Origin of the sequence: Parabacteroides sp. TM07-1AC, assembly GCF_003480915.1 — a bacterium.
GTDB lineage: Bacteria > Bacteroidota > Bacteroidia > Bacteroidales > Tannerellaceae > Parabacteroides > Parabacteroides chongii.
The window spans coordinates 701,195-724,591 of the sequence record NZ_QUKD01000002.1 but is presented as its reverse complement, the minus strand read 5'-3'; the positions used below and the strand labels follow the sequence as shown (position 1 = coordinate 724,591).

Sequence of the window (23,397 nt, the reverse complement as noted above, 5' to 3'; positions counted from 1 at the left end):
AGATCTGTATCTTGGTTACTTTTTTTAATTGGTAGCCAGGACTTTCTGTTTCGGATGTCGAAATGACTATTAGTAGTTTATTAAAACAGTCGAAATGATAATCCTTAACCTTTCAACAGTAGCCTATTTTAGTCCGTGTTCGATGATAGATACGTAGAGGACAAAGAAATAGAGGGAAGAATGACAAAAAGATATTTTGACAAAAGTAGTATGGAAATTTATCTTATTTGTGTTTTTTAACTCTTTTGTCTAAATGTTTTCAGGACAATAAGTGTCTTATTATATAAACAAGTTGTAGTAATAATTGATTTAAGTCTAATCTGAAAAATATAAAAGTCTATGAATTTGAAAAGAATGACGATGGCGGCAGTGTTGATGGCCCTGTCTTTGTTGGCTGAAGCGAAAGTAACCCCCATCGTGCATTACAACTTTGGAAAATCCGGTAATGTAACCTATGCCGTGGCCCCGGAAAAGTTAACGCCGTTGGCCGGAAAAGGCGAATTGATGGCCGTTGGCCGCCCCGTCTTCTATGCCGATGCACCCGGCGATAAGAAAATGAAGGGAGAAGGCGGAATCTTATTTAACGGCAATGGCGACGGATATAAACAGGTAGAAGCCATTGGTTCTCCGGCCGACAATCAGGTATTGGAAATATGGGTAAAGCCTCGCCAGCATACACAAGGCGAAGGGCAGGAACAGGTCTTGTTATCCAATGGTACAACCAAGGAAGGATATGTATTTACGCATCAGAAAGGTCATTGGTATCTAATTTCCGGCGGTACGGGACGTGCTGAAATCGGCGAAGTGTCCAATAACGCCTGGACGCATCTCGCTATGGTGGTGGAAGATGGAAAGGGCTCTGTCTGGATGAACGGGAAAAAGACCGGGACATTCAAGCCTACCAAGGCCATGGCTCCTCATTTCTCCATTGCCGTTTCGGAAGAGGGAAAAGAGGCCTTTTACGGTGAAATATATGAAGTGAGATACAGCACGTTCGCCGCCGGAAAGTTCAATCCCGAATCTGATTTCCTGCTGGATTATAAAAAGATAAAAGAGACAAGCAAACAACGTTTGGCCGAACGCCGTTCCTTGGTGCAACAACTGGAACAGGAGAGTGCGGGCAAGAAGATTGTTACAGAGTTCCCCGATGTTCGTCAGGAAAAAGACTGGCTGATCAGTCAGGTAGAAGAACCGGCCTGTTTGTATGTACAGAAATCGGAAGATGGGTTGACATCCAATTTACAGTTGAATAACGGGTTAGTTTCCCGTACCTTTTATGTCGGTGAGAATATTGCCTGCGTAGGATATAAGAATCATTCGAATGAGGCTGAGTTTTTACGGGCGGTGAAGCCGGAAGCACGTGTTTGCATTGACAGCGTGTGGTATGAAGTCGGCGGATTAAAAGGGCAGCCGGAATTGTCTTATCTATTGGATAGTTGGTATACGGAAATGGAGGCTTCCGACCTGGCGTTTACACTGGAGAAAGTGGAAACCGGCCTTCCGCTGATGCGTTATCCGTGGACTCCGAAATATAATGCCGTTCCGGCAGACTGGCCTGCCAAGGGCTTGCGCATGGAGATGACCTTCGTGCCGACTGAAAGTATGGTGGATGTGAAAGACATACAGGTGAAGGTCAACTATGAAATCTATCAGGGCTTGCCTGTGATTGCCAAGTGGATTGAGGTGATTAATGAAGGAGAAAAGGAAGTGTTGCTGAATGAGATGGAGTGTGAAGTGCTGGCTGTCAACCAGGACCAGGTGAAGCGTCTTCATGTGGAGAGTGATTTCTCCTTTGCGTTGGTGAATGCGGATATAGAGGGTAGTGCGTTGATGCATTACGCCGGTACTCCCAAACCTTATCACGTGGGCAGCTCCACTACCAAATGGACGGTCGACAAAGACTATAATACCTGGGCCAGTCATAATCAGGCAGAAGATAAGTTCCTCGGTTTCCCGCATCATAACTTATTACTGAGCAAATTGCCGATGGGACCTTATACGAAAGTAAGCAAAGAGGTTCCCTTTAAATCATATATCACCTTCGAATTGTTGCAGGATAGCGACGACCGCGAACGCCAGTCGCTCGGACATCGCCGGATGTATAAGAAGCTGGCTCCGCAGACAACTGAGTCTCTGATTTCTGCCGGAATTACTTCGCATGATGAAACGAAGCTGAAAGCACTGATCGACCAGGCTGCCGAACTGGGACTTGAACAACTGGATATTCAAGCCTGGCCGGGTGTCAGTCATGACAACCTGGATTCGGCTTATGTGCAGTTGTGGCGTCGAGTGGCGACATACGCCAAAGAGCGTGGTATCGTGATGGGTGGCTACGAGTTGCAGGTTGCCTCTCGCGGGCGAGGTGCCGAGGTGGATTGCGTTCATCCGGAAACAGGAAAACCGGGTAGCCTTTTCGGACAGAGCGTCTGCATTGCCAGCGAGTGGAAAGATACATACTATTCGAAAATGTGGGAGTTCTTCGATAAGACCGGATTTATGACATATAATATGGATGGACCGTACCATGGCGATCCGTGTGCTTCAACCGTTCATCCACACCATACGCGGTTGGAAGATTCGCAGTGGCAGCAATGGAAAACGCAGGTGGAGGTCATTCATGAACTGCAACGCCGGGGCATGTATATCCCTATTCCCGACTGGTATTTCCTCAACGGACAAAACTCTACCGGAATGGGATACCGTGAAGCCAGTGCCAACCTGACTCCGCAACAGCAGCTCTTGTTAGGACGCCAGTATATCTATGACGGAACCTGGCATAAGATTCCGACTATGGGATGGATGACCTTACAGCTGGTCGGCTTCTATACGAATGATCCGCGCGTAGGCCTGGAGCCTCTTTGCGACAATTTGGATCGCTATGAAGCGCAGTTGATGCAGTTCCTGGGAAGCGGTTGCCATCTGACTATTCGTGGAAATCGCTTGTATGATACGCCGGAGACGAAGCAGATGGTGTCTCGTTGCATCAACTGGTTTAAGAAATATCGCGACATATTGACTTCTGATATTATCCACGTCAGCCGCCCGACCGGCCGCGACTTGGATTGCATGATGCATGTGAATCCTTTCATCCGTCATAAAGGCATGGTGGTTGTGTTTAATCCGACTGACAGGGATATCACGAAAGAGATGCGTCTGCCTCTGTATTATACGGGCTTGAAGGGCAAGGCTACGGTCACCTCTTCAGACGGAAGCAAACAGAACTTCTCTTTGAACCGGGAAGGTGAATTACTGCTGCCGGTTTCGATAAAGGCACAGGGTGTGTCCTGGTTCCTGATAGAAGAATAAAGTATAGGTTGATTGAATGAAATAGGGAGATAGATATGAAAAAGTTGTTATGGCTACTGATTGGCGGATGCGTTTGCGGACTATTGACTACAGGATGCACAGAGGTTGCCGATTCGAATAACCGTTATGTAAATAAATGGATTGGTACGGCTTGGGAGGGCAGGGTGTCTCCTGTCGCCTCCGTACCGTTCGGCATGATGCAGATTGGTGCGGATACGCGTCCTTATGGTGCAGGCTATCATTATGACGATCCGACTGTTTTAGGATTCAGTCATCTGCATAAAAGCGGAGGCGGATGTGCAGATTTCCTGGATATCTTGTTTATGCCGTTACCCTTGAATCAGCCGACAGGCGAGGATGAATTGTACTCTAAACAATACCAGGCGGCTTTGTCGCATCAGGAGGAAAAGGCGGAACCTGGCTATTATTCAGTCAATTTGTATGATAAGCAATTGACGGTAGAGTTGACCGCTTCCCGCCGATGTGGGATACAACGCTACAAGTATGCATCCCAGGGGGAAATGCCGGTAATTGTCGATTTAAAGTATGGTTCTGAAAGTGCTTGTACCATACAAGCCGGGCACGATGTGGATACGGTGTATGCCTCTGCGTTTGAGAAGGTCGACCCGTACACGATTCGCGGCTATCGCTTTTCAAATGGCTGGACACCGAAGCAACAGGTCTATTTCTATTCTACCTTTTCTTCACCCATCAAAACGTGTGCCTTGTATGTAGACGACCGACGCGTCGAGGAGACCACCTCTGCCGAGGGACGCAATGTCAAGGCGCTACTAACCTTTGAAGATGAACAGGGGGAACTGGAAGTCAGAACGGCACTCTCATCGGTGAGCATGGAAGGGGCAGCCGCTAATTTGTTGTCGGAAACAAAAGGAAAGACATTCGAGGATATCAGGGAATCGGCTTTCGATGCTTGGAGCCGTACGTTAGGACAAATAGAGATAGAGACTGACGACCCGAAGAAGAAGGAACTTTTCTATACCTCTTTGCATAATGTCATGCTGTATCCGTTCCTGTTGTCGGACGTAGACAATCGTTTCAGAGGGCCGGACTGGCAGGTTCATCAAACCGATGGTTTTGATTATTACGGAGGTGTGGTCGGTTTTTGGGATACGTTCCGGGCGGCTTGTCCTTTATTGGCAATGTTAAATCCGGAAGTGGCAAATGATTATATAAAGACGTTGCTGGAGCATTACAAACAGGCCGGACAGTTGCCGATATGGACGTTGTGGGGCATTGAGAATTATCAGATGACAGGTATTCATTCGTTGCCGGTGATAGCGAACGCCTATCTGAATGGCATCCGCGGTTTCGATACCCGGCTGGCGCTGGAAGCTATGGTGGCATCGGCTATGAAAGATACGTGCGGCTATTCCATGGGCTATTTTGTCGGATTGGAGAATTATAAAAAATACGGATATGTTCCCTGCGATATGGAGATGGAGTCGGTGGCGCGTACGTTGGAGTATGCGTTCGATGATTATGCACTGGCCCGTTTTGCCGAAGCAACCGGTGCACAAAAGGAAGCCGCTTACTTTTCGAACCGATCGCTCAATTATCGGAATGTAATTGACCCGACCACCTTGCTGGCGCGGGGACGGTTGAAGGATGGCTGCTGGCGTACACCTTTCGATCCGTTGGCTTCTTCTCATCGCAAGGATGATTATTGTGAGGGCAATGGTTGGCAATGGACTTTCTTTGTCCCTCACGATGTGGAAGGACTGGCCGGTTTGTTGGGAGGCAAGGAGGCATTGGAGGAGCGACTGGATACGCTTTTCGGCATGTCTTCCGAATTGCGCGGAGAGAATGTATCCGGTGATATTACCGGACTGATCGGGCAATATGCACATGGCAATGAACCGGGGCATCATACCGTTTATATGTATAACCGGGTAGGCCGTCCGGACAAGACGCAGAAGTATGTCAATCAGGTATTGACTACTCTCTATAATAATACCCCGGCAGGTATTTGCGGTAATGAAGATACCGGACAGATGAGTGCCTGGTATGTCTTCAGTTCGTTAGGTTTCTATCCGATGAATCCGGCTTCCGGACAATATGAACTGGGTGCCCCTTTGTTTCAGAAGGCAACAATCAAACTCTCTTCGGGAAAAAACTTTGTTATCAAGGCTAACAACTTGTCGGAAAAGAATATTTATGTAGACAAGGTCTTCTTGAACGATCAGCTTCTGGACCGGACGTATATTACGTTTGAGGAAGTCTTACAAGGTGGCGAGCTTCTCTTTGAAATGAAGGGAGAGGTTCCGGTTATTTGATTTATGTAGAACAATAAGCAATAATAATCCACGAAATAGGCAGCTATTTGCTATTTTAAAAGGGAATAGCTGCCTTTATATTTGCGACATCAAAAAGATGTGATACTTATTAATATTTAAACCATGAAAAAGATACTATGCTTCATCTCGATGTTCTGTCTGTGCGGAAATATGTTATCAGCCAAAGAATATCATGTGTCGGTAAAAGGAAGTGATGCCAATAACGGTGATGTTTCATCCCCTTTCAAAACAATTAATTGGGCTGCCCAGAAGGCTTTGCCGGGAGATACGGTTACGGTTCATAACGGAACTTATCGTGAATGGGTGAATCCGCTGAGTGGCGGGGAACGGGAAGGGAAACGTATCCTGTATCGGGTAGCCGATGGTGAAAAAGCAGAAATTAAGGGCTCGGAATTAGTAACGGGCTGGAAAAAAGAGAAGAAAGGCAAAGGCGTATGGAAAGTCGTATTGCCGAATACATTCTTTGGAAATTATAATCCGTTCAACGACCGTTTATTCGGTGACTGGCTCTGGTCTGAGCGGGTTCATCATACGGGAGATGTTTATCTGAACGATGTTTCACTGTATGAAGAATTTACTTTGGATAAGGTGTTCACACCGGATACACTGCGGACAATCCGTGATCCGCAAGGATGTACGAATGTTTGGTTTGCAGAGGTGGACGCTAACAATACAACTATTTATGCAAACTTTGGAAACGTTGATCCGAATAAGGAGATAGTAGAGGTTTCAGTTCGCCCTACCTGCTTCTATCCGACTCGTGAAGGACTGAATTACATCACAATTCGTGGCTTCCATATCAGCCAGGCAGCTACGCAATGGGCTGCTCCGACGGCTGAACAGGTCGGTATGGTCGCTCCGCATTGGAGTAAAGGTTGGATTATTGAAGACAATATCATCAAAAACTCCCGTAGCAACGGTATTACCTTAGGAAAAGAACGTGCCAGTGGGCATAACCTGGAGTGCAACGATCCACGTTTGGATGGCACATTGCATTATATCGAAGTCATATTTAATACGCTACGTCGTGGTTGGAGCAAGGATAATGTCGGCTCACATATCGTTCGGAATAATATTATTTCCGATTGCGAACAGACCGGTATTTGTGGTAGTATGGGAGCTGCGTTCAGTGAAATCTATGGAAATCATATTTATAATATCTTAGTGAAGCAGCAATTTAGTGGTGCGGAGATGGCCGGTATTAAATTACATGGTGCGATAGATACATATATTCACCACAATCGGATTCATAAATCTGGTAATTATGGGATTTGGTTGGACTGGATGGCTCAGGGTGCCCGGGTATCATCCAATTTGCTATATGATAATTTGGCACAGGATTTGTTCTTTGAAGTGTCTCATGGTCCTTACATAGTAGACAATAACATTTCTTTATCGCCACGCACAATACAGGAAAATACTGATGGAGGCGCGTACTTGCATAATATTTTCTCAGGAGATATCAACCGTTTGGACGATCAACGCTACACTCCGTATCACTTGAATCATTCAACTGAGGTGAAAGGTATCCGGACCATCACTGAAGGCGACCATCGCTTCTATAACAATCTCTTTATCGGTGGAGATAACAGTGAGTTGAAATATGGAATGGTCGTGTTCGATGTCTCTCAACGTCCGATCTATGCAGAGAACAATCTGTTCCTTAACGGGGCTCTGCCTATGACAAATAAAACGCAGGATTGGGTAGAAAATACAGTCGATCCGAAGCTAAGAGTGGAAGAGACGGCAGATGGAGAAGTGTATCTTGTTAGTAACATTAATCTGCAGGAACTATCCTCTTTCAAAGGAAAAGGAATTGATGCCGACCGCCTTGGTATTACTCAGTTGACCGGATTTCCGTTTGAGAACTTTGACGGTACTCCTTTCTGCTTGGAGAAAGACTATCTGGGTAATAAGCGTTCTGCGTCTCCGGTTGTGGGACCGGTAGAAAGTTTGCCCTCTTCCAAACGTATAAAAGTGTGGCCTAACTTAAAATAACAATCAATGTCATATAAAATTCATTTATCCCTGGCGGGCAGCCTGCTTATGGCAGGACTGCTTGCCAGTTGTCAGTTTGACACAAAACAGGTAGCGGATGGTAATGCCGCCCCTGTTTCAACCAACCGAATGCTTAATCCTATCGTACCTCCGGGAGTATATATCGCTGATCCGGAAGTAAGACAGATGCCCGATGGACGTATCTATGTCTACGGATCGCGTGATGAACCGGGCAACGCCTGGTGTTCGCGTTCCTATAACGTGCTTTCTTCCTCCGATCTGGTGAACTGGAATGTGGAACAATTTTCTTTTGCTACTGACGGACCGGGTAAACAAGTGGATTATACCGACAGGATCTTATACGCTCCGGATTGTATCTATCATGACGGGAAATATTATCTCTACTATTGTTTGGCAGGAGGTGGTGACGATGAAGGTGTCGCTGTATCTTCTTCTCCTTACGGTCCGTTTAAAAATGGAAAAGTGATGGAAGGTGCAAAAGGTATCGATCCCTCCGTATTCATTGATGATGATGGGCAGGCCTATCTCTATTGGGGACAAGGATATGCCAAAGGAGCGAAATTGAGTAAAGATATGCTCTCGATCGAAGGTGCCGTGCACGATAGCTTGCTGACGTATGAAACTCATTTCTTCAACGAGGGCAGTTCTGTCCGGAAAAGGAATGGTATCTATTATTTTGTGTATGGAAGCCATTCGCAGCATGGAGAATCCAATTGTGCAACGTTGGATTATGCGACATCGACATCGCCGTTAGGCCCTTATACGTATAGAGGGGTTATTATCGATAATTGGGGCAGTGGCCGGAATTTGGTGAATAACCATGGCTGTATTACCGAAATCAACGGTCAGTGGTACATTGCTTATCATCGTCCCACTCATGCTAGTGCGACCATGCGAAAGGCTTGCCTGGAGCCAATTACTTTTAATCCGGACGGAACGATCCCCAAAGTAGAAATGACTACGCAGGGGATTGGCGGACCTATCTCTCCTTTATACCGGATGGATGCTGCCAAAGCTTGTCTGATGTCAGGTAATGTTATGGTATCCGTACGTCGTCCGGCGAATGATATTCCGGTCGAATATCTGGCAGCTATTCGCGATGGCGATCATGCGTATTGGAAATATTATGACTTTACCGGTTCGGATGTCAACCATTTCATTTGTAAGACCTGGGATAAAAACAAAGCGGCTAAGATCGAAATTCGCCTGGATAGTCCGGACGGTGAGTTGATCGGGACCTGCGAGATAGCTCCGATGCAGGGTGAAACGGCGTATGCTATTCATGAAACGAAAATCAAACCGGTCACAGGAAAACATGCACTGGTATTGGTCTTTAAGGCGGTTGATACGGAAACATCCGGGGAGGACTTGCTGAATTTGGAATGGTTTACGTTTGAGAAAAGATAAATAGAACGGAGCGTTTTTAATTAATAGATAAAAGACAAAGAAGATGAATAGGAAATTTATTAGCATATTACTGTTGATATTTTTGTTTTGCATGGCACCATTGGTCGATGCCCAGGATAACAGAAAGGGATCCTGGTTACCGGAAGACGGAAAGGTGTCTGTTCCGGATAGAAAATCAACAAAAGTGTCCGACTTCTTAAAGTCTTTGCATGGTTGTCTGCGTCCAATTGTTTGTGAATATGAGGATGTGGTCTTAAAATCGGCAAAGGGTTTTAAAAAAGGAAAAGCGCAAGCACAAACTTCCTCGTGGAGTTGTCATATTAACGAAACAACAGTAGCCGATTGTCCGGATGCCTTAGATTTAGATGTTACCTTTATGATAACAGGAGGAGAGCTGGAGTCGGGTGGTGTGGCGTTGGCTTTTGATTTTACCGGTTGGAGCCGGGAGAACTATGTCTTAATGCCAGCTTATGTATATAATGGAAACAGGTTTCATGTAGAGACCAATGGATATATGGCTCCTTATCCCTCGCATTACTATTATAATAAGAACGTTCCGCTTTTGTTTTCCAATAGTCCTCGTTTGTCAGAGGAAATACGTGCTTCTAAAATAGAGGCGCTTACAGGCAATTTGGCAACACCGGCATTTTGTTTTTTCTCTCCGAAGGAACAGAGAGGATGCATCATATTGACAGAGCAGAGAAGTCGTTTAGGCAATTATGGAATGTTTATTGAAGAAAATGCGTCACAGGATATGGCTACTTTTGTCGTTAGTGCTCCCGGTGTTCGTGAGTTGACGGCAGGGTTTGGCGACTTTGGGTATAGTGGGGATCAGGCATGCAAGTGGACTTCCGGTGATCAGTTACGGATGAGGTTTCGTATCTATAATTTTGAAGCAAATGGTATTCCGGAGCTTTTGGATAAATTCATGGACGTACGCAAAGAAGTGACAGGGGGGAATAATCCGAGGAATCTGTGTCCGTTTAGTGCGGTTACCTCTTTTACGGCTGATTATAAGAATCAAGTTCGTTGGTTGGAAAAAGGAGCAGGTAAAAGTTTTTACCGTATGGAAAATTCAGATGGCTATCAGCTCGGATGGGTTGGTGGCTTGATGGGGACTTTTGCTATGTTGGCATTAGATGATTCATTATCGCGTGAACGGGTCATTCAAACCTATGATTATGTCGTTTCGAATATGCGTGGTAAGAGCGGCTATTTTTATGGTAGTTTTCGGGATGGTAAGGTTGGTAGTGACAGGGATAATATTCCTGACGCAGCTTTGGTGAGAAAAAATTCGGATGCCTTGTTCTTCATGATGAAACACCTCATGTTATTCGAACAGCAAGGATATGGTGATTTAGTGAAACAGGAATGGAAGGATGCTGCGAGAGCTCTTGCACAGGCTTTTGTGAATACCTGGGTTAAAAATAAAGATGTAGGAAACTATGTGAACGCGGTTACGGGTGAAATAATCATTTACCATTCGACCTCCGGTGCTATTGCACCAGCTGGGTTGGTATTGGCTGCTCAGTATTTCAAAGAGGATTCTTTTTTGAAAACAGCTATGGAAATAGCCGGTTACTTTTATGATGATTATGTGGTTGGGTTAGGACTCACCTGTGCTCATTCCGGAGATATAATGCAGGATGCAGATGCCGACTCCGCCTATGGATTTATAGAATCTTTAATGGCTTTGTATTATGCGACAATGGATAAAAAATGGTTATCCATGGCTCAGACGACAGCACATTTGGCGGCTACCTGGACATTATCCTACGATTATGAATATCCGCCCGGTTCTACATTGTATGACTTAAAAGCGAATACGGCTGGCGCCATATGGGCTAGTGTACAAAATAAACATGCAGCACCTGGGATATGCACCAGCTCGGGAGATTATTTATTTAAACTGTTCAGGGCTACCGGCCAGGTGCGGTATGCCGATCTGTTGAGAGATATCATCTATGCGCATGCCGAGGTAATGGAAACGCCGGGAAGACCTACGACCGGCATGGGACCGGGGACATCGATGGAACGTATCCAAACCACAGACGCAGATGGAAAAGGATCTGTGGGAGTGATTCTTAAAACATCCAATGGTTGGACGGAAGATTGTGGTTTGCTGATGTCTCTTGAAATTCCCGGTATATATGTACAAACAGATAGGGATGTTTTATATGTCTTTGATCATTTAAAGGCAGAGGTTGTACGTCGCAATGGTGGCGAGGTGACATTGAAAATAACCAATCCTACGCGTTTCGATGCTGTGACGGCTGTTTTCGCTGAAAGGTCTTCTGCTGCTGACAAACCTTTAGGGTATTGCAATTTTACAAAATGGGAAAAAGTATTGGTGAAGTCCGGAGATACCGTAGAGGTGACTCTTTCGGCAATTCAATAAATAGGCTCAGCTACTAAGTACTAATTGTATTTAGTACAATACGTAAGATTGTATAACTTAATAAAAGGAAAGTATAAATCGATTATATGCTATTCCTCCTATTTTTGCATCACATTATACTTACACTTATATGAAACGAATTTTGCTTTTTATCGTACTGGTACTATTTATATCCCGGTCGAACGCACAGATAGCTGCGATAGATGTTGATAAAGGTTCTGAAAAGACATCGGTAGAAGATATCATAATTGTATTTAAAATGCATTTTGATATTGGATATACAGACTGGTCGGAATCTATATTGCAGAAATATGCCACTTCCATGATGGATGAAACCTTGCATTCGGTGGATGTAACGAGTAAGTTACCACCGGAACAACAGTTTGTGTGGACACTCCCCGGATGGCCTATGAAATATATACTGGACAATGTATCGGCAGACCGGAAGCCGGGTATTGAGACAGCCCTGAAAGATGGACGTTTCAGGGTGCATGCTCTTCCTTTTACTTATGAAACGGAGTCGAGCGACCTGGAAACGCTGGTTCGCGGAATGTCTTATTCTTCTCAGATCAACCGGACGTATGGACATCCGCTGACAAGAGGTGCTAAATTGACTGACGTTCCCAGTCATTCCTGGATTTTACCGACGTTGCTGACACAGGCAGGAGTAAAGATTTTACATATCGGATGTAATCCGGGGTCAGTTTCTCCGGAACTTCCGACATTATTTTGGTGGGAAGGTCCTGACGGCTCCCGGTTACTGACATTTAACTGGGCTGAATATTATGGATCAGGTGTTTTGCCGCCTGAAGGGTGGAAACATAAAACATGGTTAGCCATGATCCATACACATGAAAATACTGGAGCTCCGAAACCGGAAGAGGTTGCGGCTGTATTGGAAGAAGCCCGTAAGAAAGTACCGGGAGCCAGGGTAAGGATAGGACAACTGGAAGATTTTTACGATACATTGATGAAAGAAAATCCTTCTATTCCTGTGGTACGCGGAGATATGCCCGACACCTGGATTCATGGTTATATGTCAATGCCCAAAGAGGTGAAGATCAATAAATCGATGCAGCGTCTGATCTATAATGAAGAGACCTTGAACACATTGCTGAAAGGCTGGAACGTGAAAGCGGAACCTGTGAAACCGTATGTCGACAAAGCTATCGAACAGTCGGTATTATTTGACGAACATACTTTCGGACTGGCAATCAGTCACGGTCATCAGGCTTTCTGGAAATATGGCGATCCGTTTGTAATAGATCGTGCGAAAGGTGCTTATGATTTTATTGAAGAATCATGGAATGAAAAGGCTAACCGTGTACATCGGTCGAAACAATATCTTATCCCCTCTTTACGTAAAGACATGCGTAATCTGGCCAATGCCGTAGAAGGGGATGGGCAGAAGGTGGTGGTATATAACCCGTTACCCTGGAAACGTTCGGGTGTCGTTTCTTTGTTTATGGATGTGTATCAGAAGAAATTCACTGTTTATGGATTGAAAGACGAACAGACCGGCAAGGTCATTCCTGCTTATAATGAGGGTAACTATCTTTCATTTACCGCTCATGATGTACCTACTTTGGGATATAAAACATATTCGGTGATAACCGAGCCTGTTTCGGAAAAGGCTCATGCCATTCGTGTCGATCAGGTGGAAAATGTGATTGAGAATCCCTATTTCAAAGTCGTTATTTCATCGGAAAACGGTGCTCTGTTGTCTGTTTGGGATAAGAAACGGCAGCAGGAGATGGTCGATACCAGCAATGAATACAGCTTTGGTGAGTTTATTCATGAGAAGTTTGGTAATGAAGAGATCGAACGATATAACAAGGCATACGTTAAACCGGGTCATCACGGTTGGGCAGATCAGGAGATGGGACGTCCGGTCGATCCGGCTTTAAAGTATGAAATGGTTAAAGGTAAAGCTTTACGGATTGTTTATAATCAAACTGCACACTCGGTGGAAGCCACAGCCTTCTGCCGTACCGGTCGTGGTGAAGATTATACTTTGACCTATACGCTTTATGAAGATTCTCCTTACCTGGAAATCTGTTGGGGTATGCAGGGTAAGCGGGCCGATATGCAGCCGGAAGGCGGATGGCTGGCATTTCCTTTCAATGTCTCTCAGCCGACTTTTCATTTAGGACGTACGGGGGCTGTCGTTAATCCGGCTACGGATTTTATAAAGCGCTCTAATCATGATTATTATTTTCTGAATACAGGTATGGCTGTTGTCGACCTGAAAGGGAAGGGATTCGGATTGAATACTCCGAATGCTCCGGCAGTCAGCCTGGATCGCCCAGGGTTGTATCGTTTTACCGGTGACTTTATTCCTCAAAGACCGAATGTGTTTGTCAATCTATTCAATACCCAGTGGGGAACAAACTTTACAGAGTGGGTGGAAGGTGCCTTGTCGGCGAAGGTTTATCTATGGTCGGTCGATGAATATAAAAATGAGCCTTCACTGATTACTCCGACAGAAGAAACCCGTGTGCCTCTTATGGCTGTTTACCGGGAAGGAAAAGGTGGCGAACTACCTGTGTCGGCAGAAGGAATACAGTTGTCGAAGAAAGGTGTTCTGGTTACAGCCTTCGGAGCCAATACGGACGGAGACGGAGACGTTCTGCGTGTCTGGGAACAGGCCGGGGATGCGGGTGAATGTGTGATCACATTACCTGACTGTGGTTATCGTACGGCCCAGTATTGTAATTTACGTGGAGAGCGTCAGGGAAAAGCCTTTCCTGTGAAGCAAAATAAAATAACTATTAACTTGAAGGCCTACCAGCCTTTATCATTAATTCTGGAGAAATAAGCAAATGAAATTCAATAAGTGTGTTTTTATATGTATTAGTTTTTTTGTATGCTCTGCTTTTATGCAGAACTTGTTGGCAGAACCTTCCGGGAGGAAGGTTCATGCTGATAAGAAAATTCCGCAGCTTTCAGAGAAAGGAAGCTGGTTACCGGCAGTGAAGGATGTAACTAAAAATATCCGTTTGCTGGAATGTTCTTACAATGAAGCCGAGTTAAAGCAGTGTAAAGAGATCAATTCGTCTTCTGCCTGGGAGGTACGGACCGAACAGACAATGGCTAATGGTGGCAAACTATATACTTTTTCTTTCACAGCCAGACAGGATATGAAAGATGCCGGCGTGGCAGTGGCATTCGACCGGTATGGCTGGACAAGCGATAACTATGTGATGATCCCTTCTTCCGTTTATAACGGTAACAGGCAACGTATTGTCAATCGCTCGTATGCTACGGGGCTCGATAAGACAGATTATAACCGGAAGGATCTGGCGTTGACTTCCAATCCGATTCCGCAGCTTTCTCCTGAGTTCGGAGCTTCCTCCCGTTTGGAGGTCAATGTCAGTAATGCGGCGACTCCTGCCATGACGATGCTGGAACGGGGGAAGAAGTCCGGGACGATTTTATTGACCGACCAAGGTATCGAATGGAATAAGCAACTATTGGATCATGCCCTGATCGTTGAAGAAACACCTGATCGCAGTATCGCCTCTTTTGTTATCAGTGCTCCGGGGGTACGGGAACGTAAACCGGAATTTATCGGTTTCAGTAAAAGTCCTGACCGGGGAATACAGGTGAAGAAGGGAGATAAAATCGTTATACGGGTTACCGAGATCACTTTTCCCTGTGAAGATGTTCCGGAATTACTGGCGCGCTTTATGAAAGATCGTAAGCTACATACTGCCGGGGAAGCTCCCCGTAATCTGATGCCGATGAGTGAGGTGCTGACACGGATGGTACGGAATATCGACGACCGTTATCATGTCGGTGACCAGTGGGAATATTATTGTCCGGAGAATGCCGACTGGATCTCTTACGGTTGGATTGGCGGTCTGATGAATACCTATCCGATGCTGGCTTTAGGCGATGAGGAGCATTTACGGAAAGTGAAAAATACGTTCGACTTCGGACTGCCGCGTGCCAAAGGGAAAAGCGGTTACTATTATGATGTTCTCGGATCGGACGGAAAAGTCTTATACCGTGATGCGGCTGTCAACAATCCGGGAATCGGTCTGACCCGTAAAAACGGCGATGTACTTTACTGGATGGTCAAACAATTTATGTTATTGAAGGAACAGGGGAAAGCTTCTGTTATCGATGCCGGTTGGGAAACGAATGTGCGTCTGTTGGCAGATGCTTTTGTCAATACCTGGAAAAAAGAGGGAACATGGGGGAATTATCTGAATGTGGAAACAGGCGACGTAGCTGTATACAATACGACAAGCGGAGCAATGGCGGTAGCCGGATTGGCCCTGGCTTCCGAATATTATAAGAATCCCTCTTACCTGGAAGTTGCCTGCGAAGCTGCTGCGGATTATTACGATAATTTTGCTTTAGTCGGCTTTACCTCCGGTGGTTGCGGAGATATCCTTCAAAATGCAGACTCCGAAACGGCGGTTGCTCTGCTTACTTCTTTAATGACACTTTATGAAGTGACGGGGAAAGAACAATATCTGAAACAATCGGCCGACCTGGCCAATCTATGTGCCACCTGGACCGTATCTTTCCCTTACCGTCTGCCGGAAGATACTCCGCTGGCAAAACTGGGAGCCAATCTGACCGGTGCCGTTTGGGCAAGTACACAGAATAAGCACGGTGCTCCGGGCTTTTGTACGCAGTCCGGAGATGCCTTGTTCAAACTATACCGTTCTACCGGCGATGTTTCTTATGCAGAATTACTCCGTGACGTAATCCATGCCCATGCAGAAGGCATACAACCCAACGGAAAGATTACAGAACGTCTTACTTATTGTGATGCCGATAGCCGTGGCTCTCGCGGAGACGGTGGTAAGACCGGCTGGAATGAAACAAACGGTGCCATGATGGCATTGGAGATTCCGGGTATTTATGTTCGGACAGACCTCGGCTCCCTCTATGTTTTTGATCATGTAGAAGCGAAAATAATCAAACAGAACAAGAAGCAATTAGTTCTGCAAATTACGAACCCGACCGCTTACGATGCAACTGTCACCCTCTTAGCAGAGAATGCAGAAGAAGCATCCTGTCCGCTGGGCGACAATGCCTTCCTCGGATGGAATGATAAGGTGACGGTAAAGGCGGGTAAGTCTGTAACCTATAAACTAAAAACAAATTAATAACAACTCTTATGATAGAATATAAGAAAGTCCTTTCATTATGTGCCGCTTCTTTACTTCTTTTCAGTTGTACAACTGAGAAGACCTGGGATTTCAATACCGACTATTTCAGTATCGGTGTGAATGACAAGGGGTATATTACCAGTATGAAGAATACGACTGTTTCCCCTGCCCGCGAGTTCAGTCCAGCTGATAAACCCTCTCCGTTGATGTCGTTATACGATTCTGAGAAAAGGGTGTTTTACACACCGCAAAGTGCCGTTTTCAATGACGCAACTCATTGTTTTACGTTGGAATATCCGAACGGTTCTGTGGCTGAAGTCTCATTGCAACCCAGTGGTAAATATTTTAAACTGACATTGAATAGCCTGGAGCCAAGAAACGGTATCGATGCGATTCAATGGGGAAGCTACTATACCAACATCACCAACCTGTTAGGTGAAATTATCGGTGTTGCTCGCGATACCAGCGATGTCGTGAATTACAGTATCGGCGTGCTCGCCCTCGATGACAATACATTAGGTGGTACACCTGATATTGAAGGAGATGCCGCCCCTTTCCAATACATCATTCACACGCCCGATAAAGAACGCTACCCGTTGCCTGACAGTTTGCATGAAGGACAAATATTTACTCTGGGTGGTGATGGCGTCAGCGATGTCGCTTTCTATGCCAATAAGGAACCTTATTACCGGATCATGTACGGAAATGCGGCTTTGGTGGATAGCCTGGGACGCATTTATCTGAATTATCAGTCGAGGGACCGCAGCAAACCGCGCCAGGTCTTTTATTCCCTAATCCCGAATATGCCGGCAAACATTCCGAACCATATCGATGTGGAACCTATACCGGATGTCGATTTTATCGGTTCTTCCGTCGCTTTATGGGGTAGTCCGGACAGTACGGCGCTGTTGGATGTCATTCAAAATATTGTCCTCTCGGAAGGATTGCCTTATCCGACCGTAAAAGGAAAATGGATCAAAGACCCGGCTGCCTTTAGTCCGGATGTAATGACCAGCGGTAACCGTTACGACAGCATTATTTCGTATACCGCCCGTTTGGGCTTCCCTGCCATCCATGCATACGATCAGGGATTTTTGCGTCCCGACCGTGCCAACGAAGGGTATCTGGACGGAAAAGCTCAAACAAAGAAGCCTTTCCGTTTTAATTCAGGAAATAAATCACATCGTGAGTTTGCCGACCTGGCTGCCGCCGAAGGTTTGATGTTAGGTCGTGTCTGCATTACCAACTCACTGGCACCAGGTACTAAGGATGCCAGCCCTGTCCCCAGCGACAGCCTATGTTATCAACAGAAACGCACGTTGATGAAAAGTATCACTGCCCAGGATACGCTGATAGTAGTCGATGATCCGAAATACCTGGAAGAAATAGCCAGTTGGGAAGGTCATTGCAAAGACCTGAATATTCTGAAAATCGGAAAGGAACTGATCCATTATCTGGGAGTTTCCGAAACAGCTCCTTATACATTACAGCATGTAACTCGTGGCTATTGGGGAACGCAGGCCGCTAGTCATGAAGCCAATGAGCCTGTCTATAAATTGCAGGTGACCATCAATTACGGTTACGACGGATTGATCCCGAACCTGGCCCTTCAGGATGAGATTGCCGAATATTATGCAGAGGTGGCTGCCCATAGCGGTCTGACTCTTTATGATTTCGACGGACAGGAATTTCTGTTCAACAACGGTCATGGCTATTATTCTGCCAAACGTTTTTTTCGCAAACTATTTGAAAGAGCCAAAGAACTGGATGTTCCCTATATCCGTTTCTCTGGTGCTACCTTGTCGGAAGGCTCCTGGCATTACCAGAGTGTATGGAATGTGGGCGGCGGACGTAACCTGTATGATATCGACACCCGTGAATGGGGAAGTGCGACTAGTCAGGGAAAAGACTTGCGCGATGTGACCTATTCGAATTATTATCCGGTTTCGTTCGGTGGTAATTTTGCTATCAAAGATACTTCAACTGTAGAACAATATGAACATGTGCAGGCCATCTCAGTCGGATACGGTGCAACCTATTTCCTGGCAATTAACCAGGAAGATGTAGAAAGTTGTCCGCAGAAAGACGAGATATTCAAAGCCATCCGTACCTGGGAAGATGCCCGCCGGGCGAATGCCTTCTCCCGACAGTTGAAGAAACTTCTCAGGGATCCGTCCTACGACTGGAGGCTGGAGGCTTGTGAAGATGGAAACAGCTGGACCTTGTACCGTCTTGCCAATGGCGATAAGGTAGAATCGTTTGTTTTACGAAGAGCGGAAGGATATTAAAATAGCACAATAGTGCTGGGTGGTATAGCACTATAGTACCAAGGGAGCTAGCATAGTAGTGCTATATACCCTGGTGCTATAGTGCTACTTTTAATGATATAGGCATCCTGATATCTTATGGATATCTGTCGTCAGGAGTTTTCCGTGGTACTGTAAAGTATGCGAGCTTATTGTATGAAGGATGATTATATATAGATATTGTTTGTAAGACAGTAAATGTTGTTATTTTTGTTGTATATCTACTTGCTAATCTGTATATTTGTTTCCGTAAATACCTGAAAAACTCAATCTTTATATGTGATAAATACAAGAAGTATGAAAAAGTTATTGCTAACCTTGCTGGCTGTACCTCTTTTGGTAAGTTGCCAGGACTCTCACCTGATCGAAGCTAAAATAGCCCAGTCTCCGAAAACGTTTTGTAATCCGGTGAACCTCAATTACCGGTTCATGAAAATAGATGGAGGCGAGGGGATTCGGGAAGCTGCCGATCCGGTTGTAGTAACCTTCAAAGAGAAACATTATCTGTTTGCATCCAAGTCATCGGGTTACTGGTATTCTGATGATTTTACTGACTGGAAACATGTTTTTATAACCGACAGTGTATTGCCTATCGAAGATTATGCACCGGGTCTTTTTATACATAATGACTACCTCTACTATGTGGGGTCCACGCATGGGAAAGGAATGTTGTACCGTTCATCCGCTCCGGAAAAAGGAGAGTGGGAGTCGGTGAAGGAAATCTGGTCTTTTTGGGACCCTGCTTTTTATGTAGAAGGGGATAATTTGTATATGTACTATGGCTGTTCGCCTGTCGATCCGATCTATATGCAGGTACTGGATCTGAATACATTGGAAGCAAAAACAGAAGTGATCACTTGCTTTAACAGTGATAAGGAAAATCATGGCTGGGAACGAACGGGAGAATTGAACGAACTGCCCCGTCGTCCTTATATCGAAGGAGCCTGGATGACGGCTCATCAAGGTAAGTATTATTTACAATATGCCGGTCCGGGAACCGAATGGAAGTCGTATGCGGACGGTGTGTATGTCAGCGCATCTCCTACCGGTCCGTTTACCTATATGGAAAACAGTCCGGTCTCTTATAAACCGACCGGATTTATCGGTGGTGCCGGACATGGCTGTATGTTTACGGTCGGTAACGAAAACTATTGGAAAGCGGCAACCAACTCGATTTCCGTCCGTCACATGTTTGAACGGAGAGTTTCTTTCTTCCCTGCCGGTTTCGATAAGGATGGTTACCTATATACGAATACCTATTTAGGAGATTATCCGATGTATCTGCCCGGAGGCAAAGAGCAGACTGCCGGAAACTATCAACCCGATTGGATGTTGCTTTCCTATAAGAAACCGGTCACAGTCTCTTCTTCACTGGATGGTTATCCGGCAGAGAATACGGTGGATGAAGATTCCCGTACGGCATGGGTTGCCGCATCGAATAAAGCAGACGAATGGCTACAGGTCGATTTGCAGAAACTCTCTTCCATTCAGGCCATACAGGTGAATTTCGACGAATACGGAGCGAATCAGCGAGGCTTTGTTCCGAATGTTTACCAAAGTTATCTAATCTCTGCTTCTGCCAATGGCGAAGACTGGTATCCGGTAGTGGATTACAGTACTAAAAAGACTGATACTCCTCATGACTATATCGAATTTGAGGCTCCGTTTAAGGCTCGGTATATCAAATTGCAGAATAAAGAATATACAGTATCGTCGAATCTGTCCGTCCGTGATCTGAGAATCTTCGGTAACGGTCTGGGCAGTAAGCCGCGTGCAGTGAATGGCTTTACAGTGGAACGGGATCTTACCGATCCGTGTAAGGTCCGTTTGAGTTGGAATGAAGTGCCGCATGCTCAAGGGTATATTGTCCGTTATGGTGTGGCGAAAGACAAACTGTATAACAATTTCCAGGTAATGGGAGATACTGCCCTGGAAATCGGAAGCTTGAATCAGGGTGTAACTTATTATTTTACCATAGATACTTATAATGAGAATGGCGTTACTCAAACGTCGCAGATAGAAGTTTGCCAATAATGACAAAATAGAAAACAATAGATAGAGGAATGAAAAGATTGATTTTTACAGTCATGCTACTACTCCCTTCCCTTTGGATGGGGGCGCAGTCGCAACGCGAGAAAGTATTATTAAACCAAGATTGGCTTTTTGCCAAAGGACATGCGGCTAATCCGGAAAAGGATTTTAATTACGGACAGGCATTGTCGTTCTCTAAGATTGCCTTTTTGCAGGAGTCGACTATGCTGGATGCAGACCAGGAATCACGTTTGGCCATTCCTCATACGCAGAAGTTTGATGACAGCGCATGGGAGAAGATCTCTGTGCCTCATGATTGGGGAATGGCTTTGGGATATAGCCAGGAGCAATTCAAGATGAAAGGATATCGTAAGCTGGGCGGACGTGCACCCGAAAACAGCGTGGGCTGGTATCGGAAACAGTTTACTCCCGAATTGGTAAAAGGGGACCGGTATACGCTGGAGTTTGAGGGTATCTTCCGTGATGCACAGGTATGGATGAACGGAGTCTATTTGGGACGTGGCGAGAGCGGCTATGTGCCTTTGGTATTCGATGTAACGGAATGCCTGAATTATGAGAAGGATGCTGAAAATGTGATATCCGTCCGTGTAGACGCTACTCATTCCGAATTATGGTCGTACGAAGGTGCCGGTATCTACCGCAATGTATGGCTTCATCGCACGGCTCCCGTGCATATTCCGCAATGGGGAACATTCGTTACCAGTGAAGTGGATCTGCAGAAGAAAGAAGCCCGTGTGAAGGCTCAGGTGGAAGTTACTAACCAGAGTGGAAATACATCGAGTGTCATTGTAAGGAATATTATAGTAGACAATCAGGGTAAAGAGATAGCCAGTGCAGACGCAAAGGTTTCCGTGAAATCATTGGAGACGGAAGAAGTCGAGACATTGATGAATGTACCGGATGCCTGTTTATGGTCATTGAAGATTCCTACTCTTTATACATTACATACGGATATTGTTGCAGATGGGAAAGTCGTAGACAGTTACGATACCTCTTTCGGTATCCGTGATATTCGTTTCGATGCCAACGAAGGTTTTTTCCTTAATGGCGAACGTGTGCAGATTCAGGGGGTATGCTGCCACCAAGATCATGCCGGCGTAGGGATTGCTGTTCCTGACCAGCTGAATGCCTGGAGGGTGGCCCGCTTGAAAGAATACGGGGTAAATGCATATCGTGCTTCCCACAATCCCCCGACAACGGCAGTGTTGAATGCTTGTGACACATTAGGTATGTTGTTCATGGATGAACTGCGTGTATTGAGCTCCAGTAAAGAAGGTCTGAGCCAGTTGGAAACGATCATTCGTCGCGACAGGAATCATCCGTCTGTTATCATTTGGTGTTTGGGTAACGAAGAACCTGCGATACAGGGAACGGAGAAGGGGCGTATGATTGTTGAGCGCATGAAAGCCGTTCAGCGTAAACTGGATCCTACCCGCCCGTGCACGGCTGCCATGAACGGTAGTTGGGGTGAAGGTTTTACCTATGCCGTAGATGTACAGGGTTCTAATTATTATAAAATAGGTAATATCGATGCCATACATGAAAAGTTTCCGAACCTGCCCTGTATCTTCACTGAAGAGGCGAGTACGGTGATGACGCGTGGTATTTATCAGACGGATGCAAAGAAAGGTTTCCATCAGGCTTATGATCGTGACTGTCCGGGATGGGGAGCACGTGCACAAGAATGGATGCGTTATGTCGATGCACGCAAGTTTGTCGCCGGTGCTTTCGTTTGGACCGGTTTCGATTATGGAGGCGAGGCGCAGTTGCATTTCTGGCCGGGTGTAGTGTCTCATTTCGGTATTCTGGATTATTGCGGTTTCCCGAAAGATGCTTTTTGGTATTATAAAGCCTGGTGGACGGAAGAACCGGTGTTACACGTGCTTCCTCATTGGAATGGAATCGGTACCGATTCGGTCGATGTACATTTGTATACTAATATGGATGAGGTGGAACTGTTCCTGAACGGTAAGAGCTTGGGTAAAAAGACGGTTGAAAAGTTCGATATTCCTGCCTGGCGTGTTAAATACACTCCGGGTAAGCTGTTGGCTAAAGGAAAGAAGGACGGAAAGAAATATACGGAGTTGGTAGAAACTACCGGAAAGCCGGCTTCCCTGCAACTGGTCAGTGAGAACGGTTCTTCTATTCAGGGTGATGGCAATGACGTGGCAATCGTAACCGTAAAAGTGTTGGATGCCAAAGGACGTGTAGTGCCGATTGCTGACAACAGTATTCATTTCGATGTCCGCAACGGCAAGATATTGGGAGTGGGTAATGGTAATCCTTGTAGTCAGGAACCGGATGTCTTCCCCGAAGGCAGCGATGTACACCGGAATGCTTTTAACGGTTACGCCCAGGTACTTGTTACCAGCGACCGTTCCGGACAGCCTATCGAACTGACAGTCGTATCGGAAGGACTGAAAGAGAGTAAAATCATTGTCGAAGTAACAAAATAAAATAGATAA

General features: G+C 45.7%; 10 protein-coding genes. All 10 read left to right on the top strand.

Going from position 1 to position 23,397, the window contains the following annotated elements; genetic code table 11:
* The first annotated feature begins 339 nt into the window (after positions 1–339).
* The 10 genes from DXD68_RS07455 (at position 340) to galA (ending at position 23,388) form a co-directional block, all read left to right on the top strand.
* On the top strand, positions 340–3,306 hold the full coding sequence (locus tag DXD68_RS07455) for a LamG-like jellyroll fold domain-containing protein (RefSeq protein WP_122360989.1): 2,967 nt from the start codon (positions 340–342) through the stop codon (positions 3,304–3,306).
* A 35-nt stretch (positions 3,307–3,341) separates the two neighbouring features.
* Positions 3,342–5,600: a GH92 family glycosyl hydrolase gene (locus tag DXD68_RS07450; RefSeq protein ID WP_122360988.1), complete on the top strand. Its 2,259-nt coding sequence runs from the start codon at positions 3,342–3,344 to the stop codon at positions 5,598–5,600.
* A gap of 123 nt (positions 5,601–5,723) precedes the next feature.
* The gene (locus DXD68_RS07445; protein WP_122360987.1) at positions 5,724–7,619 is read left to right on the top strand and encodes a right-handed parallel beta-helix repeat-containing protein; all 1,896 of its coding nucleotides are present in this window, start codon (positions 5,724–5,726) and stop codon (positions 7,617–7,619) included.
* Between the two features lie 6 nt (positions 7,620–7,625).
* Positions 7,626–9,047 carry a family 43 glycosylhydrolase gene (locus DXD68_RS07440; RefSeq protein WP_122360986.1) on the top strand — a complete coding sequence of 474 codons (1,422 nt, stop codon included), beginning with the start codon at positions 7,626–7,628 and terminating at the stop codon, positions 9,045–9,047.
* 43 nt (positions 9,048–9,090) lie between these two features.
* Entirely contained in the window at positions 9,091–11,445 is a 2,355-nt protein-coding gene (locus tag DXD68_RS07435; protein ID WP_122360985.1) for a hypothetical protein, read from the top strand.
* A 130-nt stretch (positions 11,446–11,575) separates the two neighbouring features.
* Positions 11,576–14,263: a glycoside hydrolase family 38 C-terminal domain-containing protein gene (locus tag DXD68_RS07430; protein ID WP_122360984.1), complete on the top strand. Its 2,688-nt coding sequence runs from the start codon at positions 11,576–11,578 to the stop codon at positions 14,261–14,263.
* A 61-nt stretch (positions 14,264–14,324) separates the two neighbouring features.
* Complete coding sequence (locus DXD68_RS07425; RefSeq protein ID WP_233577032.1) at positions 14,325–16,571, top strand: hypothetical protein; 2,247 nt, start codon at positions 14,325–14,327, stop codon at positions 16,569–16,571.
* Positions 16,572–16,582: 11 nt separating this feature from the next.
* Complete coding sequence (locus DXD68_RS07420; protein WP_122360983.1) at positions 16,583–18,862, top strand: hypothetical protein; 2,280 nt, start codon at positions 16,583–16,585, stop codon at positions 18,860–18,862.
* A gap of 315 nt (positions 18,863–19,177) precedes the next feature.
* Positions 19,178–20,914, top strand: coding sequence for a discoidin domain-containing protein (locus DXD68_RS07415; protein ID WP_122360982.1), 1,737 nt, complete (start codon positions 19,178–19,180; stop codon positions 20,912–20,914).
* A 29-nt stretch (positions 20,915–20,943) separates the two neighbouring features.
* Positions 20,944–23,388 carry a beta-galactosidase GalA gene (gene galA, locus DXD68_RS07410; RefSeq protein WP_122360981.1) on the top strand — a complete coding sequence of 815 codons (2,445 nt, stop codon included), beginning with the start codon at positions 20,944–20,946 and terminating at the stop codon, positions 23,386–23,388.
* Positions 23,389–23,397 lie beyond the last annotated feature (9 nt).

What these genes read in the sequence shown, in the direction of transcription:
- DXD68_RS07455 (WP_122360989.1), top strand. Translation starts at nt 340, where the DNA reads ATGAATTTGAAAAGAATGACGATGGCGGCAGTGTTGATGGCCCTGTCT.
- DXD68_RS07450 (WP_122360988.1), top strand. Translation starts at nt 3,342, where the DNA reads ATGAAAAAGTTGTTATGGCTACTGATTGGCGGATGCGTTTGCGGACTA.
- DXD68_RS07445 (WP_122360987.1), top strand. Translation starts at nt 5,724, where the DNA reads ATGAAAAAGATACTATGCTTCATCTCGATGTTCTGTCTGTGCGGAAAT.
- DXD68_RS07440 (WP_122360986.1), top strand. Translation starts at nt 7,626, where the DNA reads ATGTCATATAAAATTCATTTATCCCTGGCGGGCAGCCTGCTTATGGCA.
- DXD68_RS07435 (WP_122360985.1), top strand. Translation starts at nt 9,091, where the DNA reads ATGAATAGGAAATTTATTAGCATATTACTGTTGATATTTTTGTTTTGC.
- DXD68_RS07430 (WP_122360984.1), top strand. Translation starts at nt 11,576, where the DNA reads ATGAAACGAATTTTGCTTTTTATCGTACTGGTACTATTTATATCCCGG.
- DXD68_RS07425 (WP_233577032.1), top strand. Translation starts at nt 14,325, where the DNA reads ATGCAGAACTTGTTGGCAGAACCTTCCGGGAGGAAGGTTCATGCTGAT.
- DXD68_RS07420 (WP_122360983.1), top strand. Translation starts at nt 16,583, where the DNA reads ATGATAGAATATAAGAAAGTCCTTTCATTATGTGCCGCTTCTTTACTT.
- DXD68_RS07415 (WP_122360982.1), top strand. Translation starts at nt 19,178, where the DNA reads ATGAAAAAGTTATTGCTAACCTTGCTGGCTGTACCTCTTTTGGTAAGT.
- galA (WP_122360981.1), top strand. Translation starts at nt 20,944, where the DNA reads ATGAAAAGATTGATTTTTACAGTCATGCTACTACTCCCTTCCCTTTGG.